Origin of the sequence: Mesorhizobium sp. M0659 (assembly GCF_040320605.1) — a bacterium.
GTDB lineage: Bacteria > Pseudomonadota > Alphaproteobacteria > Rhizobiales > Rhizobiaceae > Mesorhizobium.
In genome coordinates this window covers 94,479-107,655 of record NZ_JAMYPY010000004.1, presented here as the reverse complement: position 1 = coordinate 107,655, position 13,177 = coordinate 94,479, and the positions used below count along the sequence as shown (strand labels likewise).

Annotated in this window: 13 protein-coding genes; 8 read left to right on the top strand and 5 right to left on the bottom strand. The window is 61.9% G+C overall.

Annotation, left to right across the window (positions count from 1 at the left end; genetic code table 11):
- Positions 1 to 24: 24 nt before the first annotated feature.
- The 4 genes from exoK to NKI31_RS08160 all read right to left on the bottom strand — a co-directional run bounded on the left by exoK (position 25) and on the right by NKI31_RS08160 (position 3,855).
- Complete coding sequence (gene exoK / locus NKI31_RS08175) at positions 25 to 924, bottom strand: endo-1,3-1,4-beta-glycanase ExoK (RefSeq protein WP_023738093.1); 900 nt, start codon at positions 922 to 924, stop codon at positions 25 to 27.
- Positions 925 to 1,039: 115 nt separating this feature from the next.
- On the bottom strand, positions 1,040 to 1,435 hold the full coding sequence (locus NKI31_RS08170) for a cytochrome P450 family protein (RefSeq protein WP_023738092.1): 396 nt from the start codon (positions 1,433 to 1,435) through the stop codon (positions 1,040 to 1,042).
- Positions 1,436 to 1,562: 127 nt separating this feature from the next.
- Positions 1,563 to 2,585 (bottom strand): glycosyltransferase family 2 protein, encoded by a 1,023-nt coding sequence (locus tag NKI31_RS08165; RefSeq protein WP_023738091.1) that lies wholly within the window; start codon positions 2,583 to 2,585, stop codon positions 1,563 to 1,565.
- A 145-nt stretch (positions 2,586 to 2,730) separates the two neighbouring features.
- Positions 2,731 to 3,855 carry a nucleotidyltransferase family protein gene (locus NKI31_RS08160; RefSeq protein WP_023738090.1) on the bottom strand — a complete coding sequence of 375 codons (1,125 nt, stop codon included), beginning with the start codon at positions 3,853 to 3,855 and terminating at the stop codon, positions 2,731 to 2,733.
- Positions 3,856 to 4,341: 486 nt separating this feature from the next.
- Between NKI31_RS08160 and NKI31_RS08155 the strand changes: the two genes are divergently transcribed.
- From NKI31_RS08155 to NKI31_RS08130, 6 genes are all read left to right on the top strand, one after another.
- The gene (locus tag NKI31_RS08155; protein ID WP_023684233.1) at positions 4,342 to 4,494 is read left to right on the top strand and encodes a lasso RiPP family leader peptide-containing protein; all 153 of its coding nucleotides are present in this window, start codon (positions 4,342 to 4,344) and stop codon (positions 4,492 to 4,494) included.
- Positions 4,495 to 4,658: 164 nt separating this feature from the next.
- A complete protein-coding gene (locus tag NKI31_RS08150) occupies positions 4,659 to 4,928 on the top strand; it encodes a PqqD family protein (RefSeq protein WP_245259933.1) in 270 nt (89 codons plus the stop codon).
- A gap of 25 nt (positions 4,929 to 4,953) precedes the next feature.
- Positions 4,954 to 5,328 (top strand): lasso peptide biosynthesis B2 protein, encoded by a 375-nt coding sequence (locus NKI31_RS08145; RefSeq protein WP_023689984.1) that lies wholly within the window; start codon positions 4,954 to 4,956, stop codon positions 5,326 to 5,328.
- A gap of 3 nt (positions 5,329 to 5,331) precedes the next feature.
- Complete coding sequence (locus tag NKI31_RS08140; protein WP_023738089.1) at positions 5,332 to 7,251, top strand: lasso peptide isopeptide bond-forming cyclase; 1,920 nt, start codon at positions 5,332 to 5,334, stop codon at positions 7,249 to 7,251.
- Positions 7,248 to 8,225, top strand: a complete 978-nt coding sequence (locus NKI31_RS08135; RefSeq protein ID WP_023738088.1) for a phosphoenolpyruvate carboxykinase (ATP) — start codon at positions 7,248 to 7,250, stop codon at positions 8,223 to 8,225. Before NKI31_RS08140 ends, NKI31_RS08135 begins: the two co-directional genes overlap by 4 nt.
- A gap of 5 nt (positions 8,226 to 8,230) precedes the next feature.
- Positions 8,231 to 10,066, top strand: a complete 1,836-nt coding sequence (locus tag NKI31_RS08130; RefSeq protein ID WP_023711265.1) for an ABC transporter ATP-binding protein — start codon at positions 8,231 to 8,233, stop codon at positions 10,064 to 10,066.
- A gap of 47 nt (positions 10,067 to 10,113) precedes the next feature.
- Here NKI31_RS08130 and NKI31_RS08125 read toward each other — a convergent pair whose 3' ends face one another.
- On the bottom strand, positions 10,114 to 10,359 hold the full coding sequence (locus NKI31_RS08125) for an exopolysaccharide production repressor protein (protein ID WP_352651142.1): 246 nt from the start codon (positions 10,357 to 10,359) through the stop codon (positions 10,114 to 10,116).
- A 634-nt stretch (positions 10,360 to 10,993) separates the two neighbouring features.
- Here NKI31_RS08125 and NKI31_RS08120 point away from each other — a divergent pair.
- The gene (locus NKI31_RS08120; protein WP_023668816.1) at positions 10,994 to 11,671 is read left to right on the top strand and encodes a sugar transferase; all 678 of its coding nucleotides are present in this window, start codon (positions 10,994 to 10,996) and stop codon (positions 11,669 to 11,671) included.
- A gap of 218 nt (positions 11,672 to 11,889) precedes the next feature.
- Complete coding sequence (locus NKI31_RS08115; RefSeq protein ID WP_352651395.1) at positions 11,890 to 13,113, top strand: polysaccharide biosynthesis/export family protein; 1,224 nt, start codon at positions 11,890 to 11,892, stop codon at positions 13,111 to 13,113.
- The last annotated feature ends 64 nt before the right edge of the window (positions 13,114 to 13,177 follow it).

The window sequence follows — 13,177 nt, the reverse complement described above, 5'->3', positions numbered from 1 at the left end:
TTATATGGCCGGGCCGGTTCAGATCTACTTTATGCTGCTTACACTGCATGCCAGCGATTCCGGAAACTGGCACGGCTGGCCGAGCGCGGTGAAGGCGACGCGCTGCACCTGCATCGTCACCTGGCGGCCGGGGTCGGAAAAGGCGCCCATCCAGTTTTTCAGCGTGTCGCTGCCCCAGAGGCTGAAGAATATCTTCTGCGAGTGGGTCGGCAATTGCTCGGGATTGGTCACCTCCTGGACCAGCTTGCCGTTGACGTACCAGCGCAGCCGGTCCTTTTCCCAGATAAAGGCATAGTCGTTGAAGCCCTTGTCGGCGCCGCCTTCGACCTCGGCCAGCTTCTCGTTCTTGGGCTTGCCGGCGATGTAGCTGTTGACCTGCACCTTGGATGTATCCTTGGTCAGCACCTCGAAGTCGATCTCATACCAGGGCTGTTTGTCGGCAGGGCCGATATAGGTGAAGAAAGCGGCGTTGAGACCGGATCCGGTGTCGGTCTTCATCCGTGCTTCATAGGTCCCATAGCCGAAGCGCTGCTTGGTCTGGATCTCGGCGCAGGCGAACTCGCGGTCCTTCAGTTTGCGCTTTTCGAAGCCGAGCGTCAGCATGTTGTCGGAAAGTTTTACCAGGCTTTTCGACCAGGTGCAGTTCTGGTGATTGCCGTTCGACCAGCCGTCGGAGACATACCAGCGCGAACGATCGAAACTCTTGAAATCGTCAACGAAGGACGGTGCGCTTTGCATCTCCGGGGAGGTGTCCTGGGCGCGGGAGGGGTGCGCGGCGCCGAGCAGAGCTGCGGCTGCCGACAACAGAAGCGCACCAACGGATAGAAGACGCGTTGGGTTTACAAGACGCATTGGCCGATTTGGCCGCGCGGAAATCATGGCATCGATTGCCGCCATGGGCGTCGTCTTCGGATCTGCGTTCATATCAATTCACCTTTGTGCTGTTCCGCCCCAACCCAAAGTCAACGATTGGCCCACATTGCCAACGGGCCGATCCTCCGTCCCCGAACTTTCTCTTCTGTGTCTCGTGTGACCGTGTTCAGCCGAAGCGACCTGCGGATTTGACATATTCGCCGTGCGAATCAGAACTCTGGCCATCCTCGCCGACGATCGCGTCGAGTGAATGACGCAGTTCCTTCATCCGGCTCGTCTGGCGCACCAGCTCGGCGATGCGCTGTTCGCAGTTCAGGATGGACTTCGTCAGCTCGCCGACTTCCGACAGCTTGCTTGCCGACGCCGAGCCGTTCTCCATCGACTCGACCAGGAAGGCCGCGTTGGTGGACTTCGACCGGTAGCGGGCCTCCAACCCGGTCTTCTCGGCCGCAATCTCGGCCGTGATCTGATCCAACAGCTTTGCCAGACGGTCGAAACGCGCCAGATCGGTCTGCTTGTCGCGCGCTGGGTCCCTGGACCTGAAGCCGAAAATTGAAGCCATCCGGTTGGCCTTCCAAAATTGCTGCACCGCAACATACAGTGCCATCGTCGGGGCGTGTAGGCAACCTCCGAGTTTCAGAAAGGCAATTTTTTCAGCCTTGCGGCCGCCGTCCCGGACTTGGCGGAGCCTACTTTTGCGCCGCCGTGCTGGTAGCGGCCATGAGGAAGCGCAAGGGCGGCACCGGCTGCTGCCGCGGGGGCAGACCGGCGTGGCGAAACAACGCATCGAGCTTGTCGGCGGCCACGCCGACAACGATGGGAATGAAGTTCGACTGGCTGGCCAGCGCGTAGGCGGCCGCAGACGCCATGCCGCGCTCGGCCTTCACATCGAGAAAATTGCGCAGCCGGTATTTGTCACGCACATGCCGCTCGTGCTTGCGCAGCAGGGCCTTGGAGCCTTCCGGCAGGCTGTCGATCTTGAGCAGTGCCAGATCCGCATCGGCGAGGCGCTTCAGATCCTGTGTCTTGTGGCGCCCGCTCAGCGAATCGGCGCGCACGATCGCGCCATAGCCGCAGGAACGGATGACCTTGAAGCGTGCGCCAAGGGCAAAGGCGCGGGCGTACAGTTCATAATCTTCGCCGAGACGCAGGTTCTCGTCGTAACGCAGCCCATGCCTGTCGAGGAAAGCTCTTGATATCACCGGCTTGAGAAAGCCGAGTTCGCCGCGCTGGACACGCCGTCTGGAGATGTTGCCCTCGATGAACCGCTCGAAGTCGAGGAATTCCGGGTCCGCCGAAAAGGACGGAGCGACGATCTTAGAGATGTCGGTCGCCGTATCGTCACGGATCAGCATGATGTTGTCGGCGGCGAAATCCCAGTCGGTGCTGGCAAACAGCTGGCGAAACCGTCCCTGAAGGAAGAAATCGTCGGCGTCGAGAATGCTGATGAAAGGCGATTTCGACCCGGCAATGGCGGCATTGCGAGCGAAGGACGGGCCGCGATTGACGTCGAGCCGGATGACCGAAAGCCGACCGCTGCCATCGTCGGCAGCGCTGGCCACTTTTGCGGTGTCGTCGGTGGAGGCGTCGTCGACGACAACGACTTCCGCCACCTCCGGCTCGCGCAGCGCCGAGGCGATGGCTGCGGGAATGGTCCGGGCCGCGTTGCGCGCCGCGATGATCACGCAGACCCGGGATTCTGTCATGGACATAGGATGGCCTTTCGATTGCGTAAAGTGTCGCGAGGCCCCTCGCCCTCCCGGCGCGCGGCGCCGGACCCCGATCCATCCTCCCATGATCCATCCCCAGCGGATCGGGACGGAACGTTTTCTGCCTGCTGCATGACGACCCTCATCGTCACCGGCTTTCCCGCTCGAAAATCCGCCGGCTGAGGTCGGCTGACGCGGCCCAGCCGGCCTCGGTCAGGTAGCGGACAGGTTCGCGGCCGCACAATTCCCACAAAACGGTGCGCCGTTGCGGCCATCTGAGCGACGACAGCCACGGCGCGATGACCATGTGGAACAGGTCTTCATTGCCGATGCGTGACAGGATCCTGGTGGCCCGATCCGACAGCAGCGTGCCGGCGCCTCCAAGCAGCACATCGGCGGCGCGCAGGCCCAGCAGCAGGGTGTCGGCCAGCCCCTGCTCGGCCGCGTAGTCGAGCACAGTCTGCTGCTCGGCCTCGCTCAGCCGACTGGCAGCGGCCCGGATATCGCAGACATAGCCCGCGCATGGCTCGCGGTTGAACAGCGCCTTTGCGACACTGATGCAGGACAGAAGCAAAGTGTCGGAGGCCGAGATGAACGGCACGCTGGAGCCGGCGATCGCAAGCGCGCGCTTGCGGCGCAGGAACCCTTCCGTATCGCGCGGGCTGGGCGATCCCGGCTGCTGGAGCCGGTAATGGAGATCGACGGTGGACAATTTCCGACCCTGGCTGCGAACCATGTGCTGCTCGCCCAGAAAGCGCACCCACCAGACGGAGCGGGACTTGCCGGCGACCTCGTAGCCGATCGAGCGCAACGCATCGCGAGCTCTAAAGAAGCCGGCCGGCGACACCAATATGTCGACATCTCCGGACGGCTTCATGAAATGGTCGCCATAGAGCAGTTGCTGCTGGAGGGGCCCCTTCAGGAACACGAAATCGATGCCGCTGCCGCGCAGCGCCTTGTCGATGGCCATCGAATCCATGATGCCGGACGAGTTCATCGCAATCGTGCGCCGGCGATAAGTGTCGAGCCACTCGAGCAATCCCGGCGGCGTCTCGCCCGCCGGTGGGCGCGACAGCGCCTTCAGCATGAAGGTGGCGACCTTGTTCAGCCTGGCGATGGCGCAAACATCGGCAACGGAGATGGCCGGTGCAGGCGCGGTGCCGGGGCTCGCCCCGGAGGCGAAGAACAGCCGCAGGCACGCCTGCACATAGGCCACTTCGTCGGCGCAGCCAGCGGCGCGCAACCTTTCGAAGGTCCCTTCCTGCAAGGCCATCTGCTGCAGCATCTCCGCAAAAAATTCGCCAAGCGCGTTATATTGCAAGTGCGAAGCAAAGCATCGCCAAATTCATGCGCCGCGTCCAGTTTTTTCCTTGGAGACAATTTTCCTGCAACCTCTGCGTCTAACGACACGGTCGTACAACGATGCAAGGCGTCGCCTGATCGGAGCCTATGCCCGACACGTCAGCAACAATCTTGTGGGAACACGCGCTAGCGCCCAAATGACGAGCGTTCGACTAGAAAATTTAATGTAATAAAATCAGCTACGTAACTAAGAACCACGGTCACTCCGCTGAAATCACCTAGGCTGTGAAAATGCAAGCGGTTTTGATCACCATTGAAGGCTACCGCAACCGAGAATTGATTAACAGCGGGTAAATCAGGCTTGACTCATAAATGCTGCCATGCAGCTATTGCGGTGCAGCAATAGCTCGCTGCCGGCAATCGACAGGCCGCTTCCAGTCCACAAGTGGAGAGTAAATTGGAACAGAATGTTGAAAAGCATGAGTACGAAACCCCTAGCCTGACGGTCCACGGCTCGATCGAGACCATCACGCAAGGCGGTAGCGGTACTACGGCACTCGACGCCTCGTTTCCGGCACATACGCCGGTCGGCGAACTCACCTTCTCCTGAGTCTTCTCTCGTTGGGGTGACAAAGTCCGGACTCTGCAAACAGAGCGCACTAAGGAGAGTCGGGGGTCAAACCCCGGCTCTCGCGTCTTTGTCCGGAATTGCCGAAGCGTTGGTGTTGTGAGCGAGGTTTAGGAATGGACTGGAACCCCACGGACCATGATCGGATGAGCGCGAGCAAGGATGCCGTGGCCTGCGAATTCGGCAACGGCCTGGCGCTGCTCGATATGAGGTCCAACATCTATTACAGCCTGAACAGCGTCGGCGCCTATATCTGGGAGCTGATCCAGGAGCCGCGGCCGATTTCCGAAATCCGCAGCGCCGTGCTGGATCGCTACAATGTCGATCCGGAACGCTGCAAGGCCGATGTCGATGGATTGTTGAAGGGCTTGGCGGACGCCGGGCTTGCGAGGCTCCATGATGAGGAACTTGTCTAGAGCTTTCTCACTGAGCGGGCCGGAGATGCTCTTTCTCGCCCACTGCCTTGCGGTGGTCGTGGCGGTGCGGCTGGGGCTGACGCTGCTTTCCTACAACAAAGTGCGCCGCGTGGTGACCCGGCTCGACGCGCGCGAACCAGCCGACATCGGCGATCTCAGGCGTGTCGCCTGGGGCGTGGCTGCGGCTGCCCGCCTGGTGCCTGGCGCAAGCTGTCTGACCCAAGCGCTTTCCGGCCAGTATTTGCTTGCCCGCCAGGGCAACGCCTCAAAAATCCGCATCGGCATCGAGCGCGATACCGGCACCGAGTTGAAGGCGCATGCCTGGCTGGTCAGCGGCGACCATATCGTGCTCGGCGGCTCGCTTGGCAGGTTTAACCATCTCGTCGACCACGGCCAGTGAGCGATGAGCGGCGTCGCCGGAATTCTGCTGAGGCAGGAAGGCAGGCAGGCCGCCGCGGCCGACATCCAGCGCATGCTTGCCCGCATGCAGCATCGCGCGCCTGACGGCAGTTCGTGGTGGATCGACGAGGGCGTCGTTCTTGGCCACGCCTGGCTCAACACCACCGATGAAGCCGGCCCCGGCCCGCTGACCATGGCCGGCGGCAAGCTCGCAATCACCGCGGATTGCCGGCTGGACAACCGTGACGAACTCTTGGCCAGGCTCGGCATCCGGGACAATTCGGCTGCCGACGCCGTGCTTGTGATGCGCGCCTATCTGCGCTGGGGCGAAGCCTGTCCCGAATATCTGCAGGGCGACTTCGCCTTTGCCATCTGGGACGCCGAGCGCCAGAAGCTGTTTTGCGTGCGCGATCATTTCGGCGTCAAACCCTTCTATTACCATTCAAGCGACCGGCGTTTCGTCTTTGCTTCCGAGATCGGGCCGATCCTCGAGGTCGGCGGCGTCGACATGCGCATCAGCGAACACCAGATTTCCGGCTTCCTCGCCGGGCTGCCCGATAATCCGCAATCGACTGCCTATGCCGATATCTTCCGCCTGCCCGCGCGCCATAGCCTGACGGTGACCGGGAACCAGGTGGTGTTGCGCCGCTACTGGCAGATCGAACCCTCGCCAAGGCCGATGCGATCGGATACGGCCGAGGAATTCCGGCATTTGTTTTCGCAATCGGTCCGCAACCGCATGCGCGGCACGCCTGCGGTCGGGGCGATGCTGAGCGGAGGCCTCGATTCCTCCTCGATCGCCTGCGTGGCGGGCCTTCAGAATGCCGCGCAGCGCAAGCCGAGGCTGCCGACCTTCTCGCTGGTGTTCGAAAAGGGTTCGCCGATGGACGAGCGGCCTTTCATCGAGGCAGTGCTTGGACAGGAGCAGGTCGACGGCACTTTGATTTCCGTCGGCAACTACGCGCCCTTCGCCGAGTTCGAACGCATTCTGGAAGAGCAGGAGGAAACGTTCCTGGCGCCCGGCCTGTCGTTGACCCGCGACATCTACAGGACCGCCGGCGCCAAGGGCATGAAGGTGCTGCTGGACGGCCATGGCGGCGACGAGGTGGTTTCGCAGGGCCACGGCCATCTGCACGAACTCGCCTATGCCGGCAAATGGATGGAGCTGTGGCGCGAGCTGCGCAGCGCCTCCAACACCTATGGCGACGGCATGCTCGGCCTCTACTACCAGTTCCTTACCCTTTACGGACCGGCCTGGCGCATCGCGAGAATCAAGCGGTTCGCGAACCGCGTGCTTGGCAAATTGCGGCGCCATCCAACTGGGCGGCCGGCGACGAGCTGGCGCGGCCTGATCAATCCGGACCTGGCGATGCGCACCGACCTCGTCGAGCGGTTCCGCAGGGCCGGCTACATGCCGCCCGCAGTCAGCGCCAGCGAGACCTTGACCCATCGCTGGCTGCTGTCGAACGGCATGGTGCCGCACGCCTTCGAGGTTCTCGACAAGGCCGCCGCCAATTTCGGCGTCGAGCCGCGCTACCCCTTCTGGGACAAGCCGCTGGTCGAGTTCTGCCTGGCGCTGCCCGGCGCGGAAAAGCTGAACCAGGGCTTTGGCCGCTCGGTGTTGCGCCGCGCCATGGAAGGAATCCTGCCGCCGGCGGTGCAGTGGCGGCGCGACAAGATCGATTTCACCTCGAACCTGGTCAAAGGCATGCTCGGCAATCACCGTGATCTCCTCGACAAGGTGCTGGTAGCGGATGCGGCGCTGATCGCGCCCTATGTCAATTTGCCCGAAGTGACAGCCGCCTATGGCCGCATCGCGCGGCAACCGGACGAAGCCACCCTGCCCGATGTCCAGTATGTCTGGCGTTCGATCGCGTTGTCGCTGTGGCTAAGGCAGGTGCAACAGCGCGGGAGCCAAGCATGACACTGGCCAACATGCCACTCACCGCCGATGCGATCCGCGATGCCGGCCATCCCAAGGCTCGCGCGCAACGCTTCTACAGGGCTTATGGCCTGACGATCGGTTCGCAGGTCGAATTGCCCGAGCTGGAGCCGAGCGCGCCGGCGGCGGTCGATGTGGTGATTACAGTCGGCCCGATCGACTTGCCAAAACCCTCGCCCGAGACCGGAACTGCTTTCCGCTTCGAGGCGCGGCAGCAATATCTGGCATGGCAGACGGTCGGCGCATTCCTGATTACCGATGCCTGCCGCATCGAGGTGGAGCCGGCGCCTGATGTCGACGATGCACTGCTGGCGTTTCCGCTGCTCGGTCCGGTCATGGCACTGCTCCTGCACCAGCGCGGCCTGCTCATCCTGCACGCCAGCGCCATTGCCGTCGGCGTCAAAAGCGCTGTTTTCATGGGCGACAAGGGCGCCGGGAAATCGACGACGGCGAGCGCGATGATCCGCGCCGGCCATCGCTTGCTGACCGACGATGTCGTGGCGCTCGATCTCACGGAGCGGCCGATGATCGTTCCGGGTTTTCCGCAGTTGAAGCTCGCCGCCGATGCCGCCGCCGCGTTTCCCATCCGACAGGCAGAGATACGCCCGCAGGTGCATGCGGCGATCGACAAGATGCAGCACCGCCTGCACGCCGGATTTGCGGCAGACGCGGTGCCGGCGACCCGGATCTATATCCTCGAGCGCAGCGACAAGGCAGCGATCACGCCGCTGCCAGGCATCGGCGCCCTGCCGGCAATCATCAAGTTTTCCTATGTGACGCGTTTCGGCCGTCCAGCCCTGGTCGGCGATTTTGCCACGACACATCTTCGCCAATGCGCCGCCTTGGCCAGCCAGATCGGCGTCTGTCGCCTCGAAGTGCCCACCGGGCTCGACCGTATCGGCGAAGCCGTCGCCCTGATCGAAAACGATCTGGCGGCCGACAAAGGGCCGCGGTGACTGACATGTCCGCATCGCAGATCCTGCGCTTTTCGTTTTACCGCGATGTCGCCGGCTTCGGCGCCGCCATGGCCCGGATCGGCGGGCGCAGGACCTTCACGGCATTGCTGTTCCTGATCCTGGGAAGCCTGACCGAAGGCATCTCGATCCTGCTTCTGGTGCCGCTGCTGCATCTGGTCGGGCGACCCGAGCAGAATTTCGCGGTCAGGTTGCCTGACCGCGACTGGGTGCGCTGGCTGGCTCCGGACGGAACGCTGCAATTGACCACGGTGCTTTGCCTGCTGGTCGGGCTTGTCGCGCTGCAGGCAGCGTTCAACCGCTACAAATCCGTCTACATGGCGCGGCTGCTGCTCGACTTCATCAATCGCCTGCGCATGAACCTGTTCGAGAGCATCGGCAAGGCGCGGTGGGGGATATTCGCGCGCATGCGCAGCTCCGATCTCGACCATGCGCTGACCGGCGATATCGACCGCGTGCAGTCGGCGGCGTTCTCGCTGCTGATGCTGGTGCAGATCGCCGTGCTTCTGGCGGGTTATCTCGTTGTGTCGCTGTTCATTTCGACAGTGATGACGGCGTTTGCCATTGTCGTCGGCATCGTCACCTTCCTGGCACTGCAGCCGTTTCGGGCACGAGCCAGCGCCTTCGGCCGGGTTTTGACCAGCAATCGCCAGGAGCAGTACCGAACGGTCTCGGAGTTCCTCGGCGGCATCAAGGTGGCCAAGAGCCTGAATGTCGAGGCGACCTATTACGCGCAGCTTCGCGCGACGCTGGAGAAGATGAAGGCCGACAACATCAACTATGTGCGCAACAGCACCATCGGCACCGCGCTGTTCCAGGTCGCCAGCGTCATTGGTCTGAGCCTGTTCATCTATGTCGCCCTGGTCCGCTTCAACCTCTCACTGGCCGAGATCGTAGTCTTGCTTCTGGTGTTCATGCGCATCGCGCCGCGTTTCATGGACATGCAGATGCAGGCGCAGCAGGTGCTGATCAATCTGCCGGCCTATGCCTCGATGCGCGACATGCAGGCGCGTTTCGATGCCGAACGCGAGCCGGCAAACCTCGAATCGGATGCCAAGCTGTCGCTCGATGTCGGGCTCAACATCCGCAATGTCTCCTTTGCCTATGAGGCCGGCGGCAAGCCGGTGGTGAGCGATGTGACCTTTGGCCTTCCCGCCGGCAAGGTAACGGCGCTGATCGGTCCGTCAGGATCGGGCAAGAGCACGCTTGCCGACATGCTGCTTGGCCTGCTCGAACCGAGCGAGGGCAAGATCCTGGCCGATGGCGTCGAGATCGGCGCGGCCAATCGCCGGCGCTGGCGCGACCAGGTGGCGTATGTGCCGCAAGACGTGTTCCTGCTGCACGATACGATCGCCGCCAATCTGCGCCTTGCCGCGCCGCAAGCCAGTGACGCGGAGCTGTGGACTGCACTGCGCGCTGCGCATGGCGCCGACTTCGTCGAGCGGCTGGAGTTGCGGCTCGACACGGTGGTCGGCGACCGCGGCGTCCGGCTCTCGGGCGGCGAACGCCAGCGCATCGCGCTGGCGCGCGCGCTGCTGCGCAAACCTTCGCTGCTCATTCTCGACGAGGCGACCAGCGCGCTCGACTGGCAGAACCAATCCCTGATCGCCAAGTCGATCGACGGCTTGCGCGGATCGATGACGATCCTGACCATTGCGCACAGGCCATCGATGATCGCCTTCGCCGACTGGGTGGTTGCAGTCGAAAACGGACGAATCGTCGAAGTGGGGCAATATCAGAGGTTGAAAGCGAAGGCCGGCAGCCGCCTGTCGAAAATGCTTTCAGGCGAGCAATCGGAACCCGAGCCGGCCGAAGCAGGCTGAGTCCGGCTGCAAGATGATCCGAGGCCGACCTTGCGGCTTCAGACTGCTCAATGCACGCTGCGCCTCGCCGAGAGCTTCTCGCCTTCAACCGCCTTGTCGGCGCCGGGGCTTCTTTCGGCGTCGCGAGCCCTGTCGGCCGATGTCGGCGCGCTCCTGGCGATCATCACATACACCAGCAGGAAATAACCGATTTGGATGAGGACAGCGCAGCCGATGACGCGAAGCACCGTTGTGGTGACCGTCGCGCCGTCGACATAGGACCACGCGACCACGATCGCGAGGGCGAAAACCATTCCAATGATGAATTTTGGTAATGACATGTTCGGCGGCCCGTCAACCGGCCCGAGCATGCAAAAGCGATGACTTACCCACCCGAGTATCTCCCCATTCGCCATGCGAGCTTATTTAGCTGCTCTTTTTCGGCCGGTTGCTTCCGGCCTTCCCAACCCATCCAGACTCTATCAGGAATAATTTGCGACTCTATTAAGGCGCGAAACTGACGGCAAGGGCAACCAGCAATAATTTTCGGCTTGGCGGCGGCTTGGACTCTGCCATGCTGCGATGCACACGCAGGGGTGGTGGCCTAACTCGTCATGCGCTTTATACTACAGTAGAATCTGCAATGTTGATTAGTATTTTACTTGATTAATTTAGCAAAGCCAGTGATTCGAAAATCAGTTAAAGCCGTTCCCTCTGCGGCAAAGGACGATTTGCCCAAAACCCGCCGAAAAAAGGCATTACATTTCCTACGGTTGCTAATTATTCGTCACAAACCCGCCATAAAGGGCAAAATTTGGGCAAGGAGGGTTTATTATTTAGTCAATTCCTGACGTGACTATTTCAGCCATATGGGAAATTGTGTGTTGCGCTGCAGCATTTTTTTGGTATCGTGGCATAAACCATCCGTTCAACGTATGGAGCTTTTGCATGAGGGACGTTGCCAAGTCGGCCAATGCGGCATTTTCGCATGTCGGCGTAGATTTTCCGCCACCCATCGGCGGGCTGCTGAAGCGCAGTTTCGATATTTTCGGTTCACTTGTCGGCCTGGTGGCGCTTAGCCCGCTGTTCCTGATGGTGGCCCTTCTGGTCAAGCTTTCCGACGGCGGCTCGATCTTCTACGGCCACAAGCGCATCGGACGCGGTGGGCGGATTTTCCCCTGCCTCAAGTTCCGCACCATGGTCGAAGACGGCGAACGTGTGCTGGCCGCCTATCTCGCGGCCAATCCGGAAGCCAACGCCGAATGGATCGCGACCCGCAAGCTGAAGAACGATCCGCGCGTCACCCGCGTCGGCGCCGTTCTGCGCAAGCTCAGCCTCGACGAGCTGCCGCAGATCATCAACATCCTGCAGGGCGACATGAGCCTTGTCGGGCCTCGCCCGGTGGTGCGCGACGAGCTGGAGATCTACGGCAGCGCCGCGGTCTATTATTTGAAGTCGCGGCCGGGCCTGACCGGGCTTTGGCAGGTCAGCGGACGCAACGATGTCTCCTATGACAGTCGCGTCGCGTTCGACCGTCACTATGTCGAGAACTGGTCGCTGTTCGAAGACGTTCGCATCATCCTCAAGACCGTGCCCGCGGTGTGGATGTCGCGCGGTTCCTACTGACCGACCGCAACTGGTCAGCAATCGGGCCGGTACGGCCCGAAGCCAATCCGGTCCAAAGCTATTCGGTGATGGGCCGGTCTCGCATTGCAGCCATAGTATTCTGCCAGGTTCCGAAGGAGGCACTCGGCAGCAGGCCTATCGGGCGGATGGGGCCAAAACGGATCGGAAACGTTCAGTTGAAAACAGACATATCAGCGTATTTTCGCCTTGCCGGCCCGATGCGGCCGGCACGGCTCGTCGCCACGTGCCTCGCTCTGTCGCTCGCGGTTCCGGCCATGGCCGACGAGTACCGGCTCGGCTCGCAAGACAAGCTCAACATCCGCGTCGCCGAGTGGCAGACGGTGGAAGGCACGTTCCGTGACTGGTCGGCGGTAAACGGCGAATATTCGGTCGGTCCAGCCGGCAATTTGTCGGTGCCGTTCGTCGGCGAACTGCCGGCCGCCGGCAAGACCACGTCGGAGGTTGCGGCCGCGATCAGCGTCGCCCTGCAGCGCAAGCTTGCCTTGTCGGACAAGCCCGAAGCCTCGGTGGAAATGGTGCAGTTCCGGCCGTTCTACATCTCGGGCGAGATCCAGACGCCTGGCCAGTTTCCCTATGTGCCGGAGCTGAACGTGCTCAAGGCGATCAGCATCGCCGGCGGCATCCGGCGCAACGCCGATTACGGCACCCAGCTCGGCAAGGACCTGATCACCGCCAAGGGCAATTTCGACATTTATGACGACCAGCGCGTGCGGTTGATCGTCAAGCGTGCCCGCATCGATGCCGATCTCGCCGGCAAGGAGAGTTTCGAGGCGCCTAAGGAAGTCGAGGGCGACCCGCGCCTGGCGACAATCGTCTCCGACGAAATGCAGATCCTGATCTCCGACCAGAAAGCGTTGAAGCTGAAGCTGCAGGCGCTTGACGATCTGAAAGGGGTCCTGCAGTCCGAAATCGAGGCGCTGCAGAAAAAGATCGTCAACCAGCAAAAGCAGGTCGACCTGGCGCAGCAGCAGGCGGACAGTATCGGTCCGCTGGCGCAAAAGGGCCTGGTCGCCAACGCACGCCTGCTTTCCTCGCAACAGTCGGTCACCGATCTGCAGGGCAAGATCCTGGACTATGAGACGGCGATCCTCACCGCCAAGCAGTCGGTCAGCAAGGCGACGCAGGATGCCATCGATGCCCAGAACACGTTGAACTCGAGACTTGCCGCCGACCGGCAGCAGGTCGAAGCAGACCTCAACGAAGCCGCACTCAGGGTCAACATGCAACAGGGCCTGATGGCCCAGGCATCGGACCCGGCCACGACCGCCGCCATCACAAACAACAATGAAGAGCCGGCGCTCATCTATTCGCTGGTGCGCGTGACCGACGGCAAGACCAGCGAGATAGATGCCAAGGAAGATACACCGGTGCTGCCGGGCGACGTCATCAAGGTGAAGCTGGCGCCGACGGCCAGCCAGTAAGTTCCTGTCTCGCTCAGCTAGACCGGAACGACGGAGGGGCGGGATGAACAAGTTCGGCTCGTTC

Coding starts and splice junctions, on each gene's coding strand:
- exoK (WP_023738093.1), bottom strand. CDS start 924: ATGAACGCAGATCCGAAGACGACGCCCATGGCGGCAATCGATGCCATG.
- NKI31_RS08170 (WP_023738092.1), bottom strand. CDS start 1,435: ATGGCTTCAATTTTCGGCTTCAGGTCCAGGGACCCAGCGCGCGACAAG.
- NKI31_RS08165 (WP_023738091.1), bottom strand. CDS start 2,585: ATGTCCATGACAGAATCCCGGGTCTGCGTGATCATCGCGGCGCGCAAC.
- NKI31_RS08160 (WP_023738090.1), bottom strand. CDS start 3,855: ATGGCCTTGCAGGAAGGGACCTTCGAAAGGTTGCGCGCCGCTGGCTGC.
- NKI31_RS08150 (WP_245259933.1), top strand. CDS start 4,659: ATGAGCGCGAGCAAGGATGCCGTGGCCTGCGAATTCGGCAACGGCCTG.
- NKI31_RS08145 (WP_023689984.1), top strand. CDS start 4,954: ATGCTCTTTCTCGCCCACTGCCTTGCGGTGGTCGTGGCGGTGCGGCTG.
- NKI31_RS08140 (WP_023738089.1), top strand. CDS start 5,332: ATGAGCGGCGTCGCCGGAATTCTGCTGAGGCAGGAAGGCAGGCAGGCC.
- NKI31_RS08135 (WP_023738088.1), top strand. CDS start 7,248: ATGACACTGGCCAACATGCCACTCACCGCCGATGCGATCCGCGATGCC.
- NKI31_RS08130 (WP_023711265.1), top strand. CDS start 8,231: ATGTCCGCATCGCAGATCCTGCGCTTTTCGTTTTACCGCGATGTCGCC.
- NKI31_RS08125 (WP_352651142.1), bottom strand. CDS start 10,359: ATGGTTTTCGCCCTCGCGATCGTGGTCGCGTGGTCCTATGTCGACGGC.
- NKI31_RS08120 (WP_023668816.1), top strand. CDS start 10,994: ATGAGGGACGTTGCCAAGTCGGCCAATGCGGCATTTTCGCATGTCGGC.
- NKI31_RS08115 (WP_352651395.1), top strand. CDS start 11,890: ATGCGGCCGGCACGGCTCGTCGCCACGTGCCTCGCTCTGTCGCTCGCG.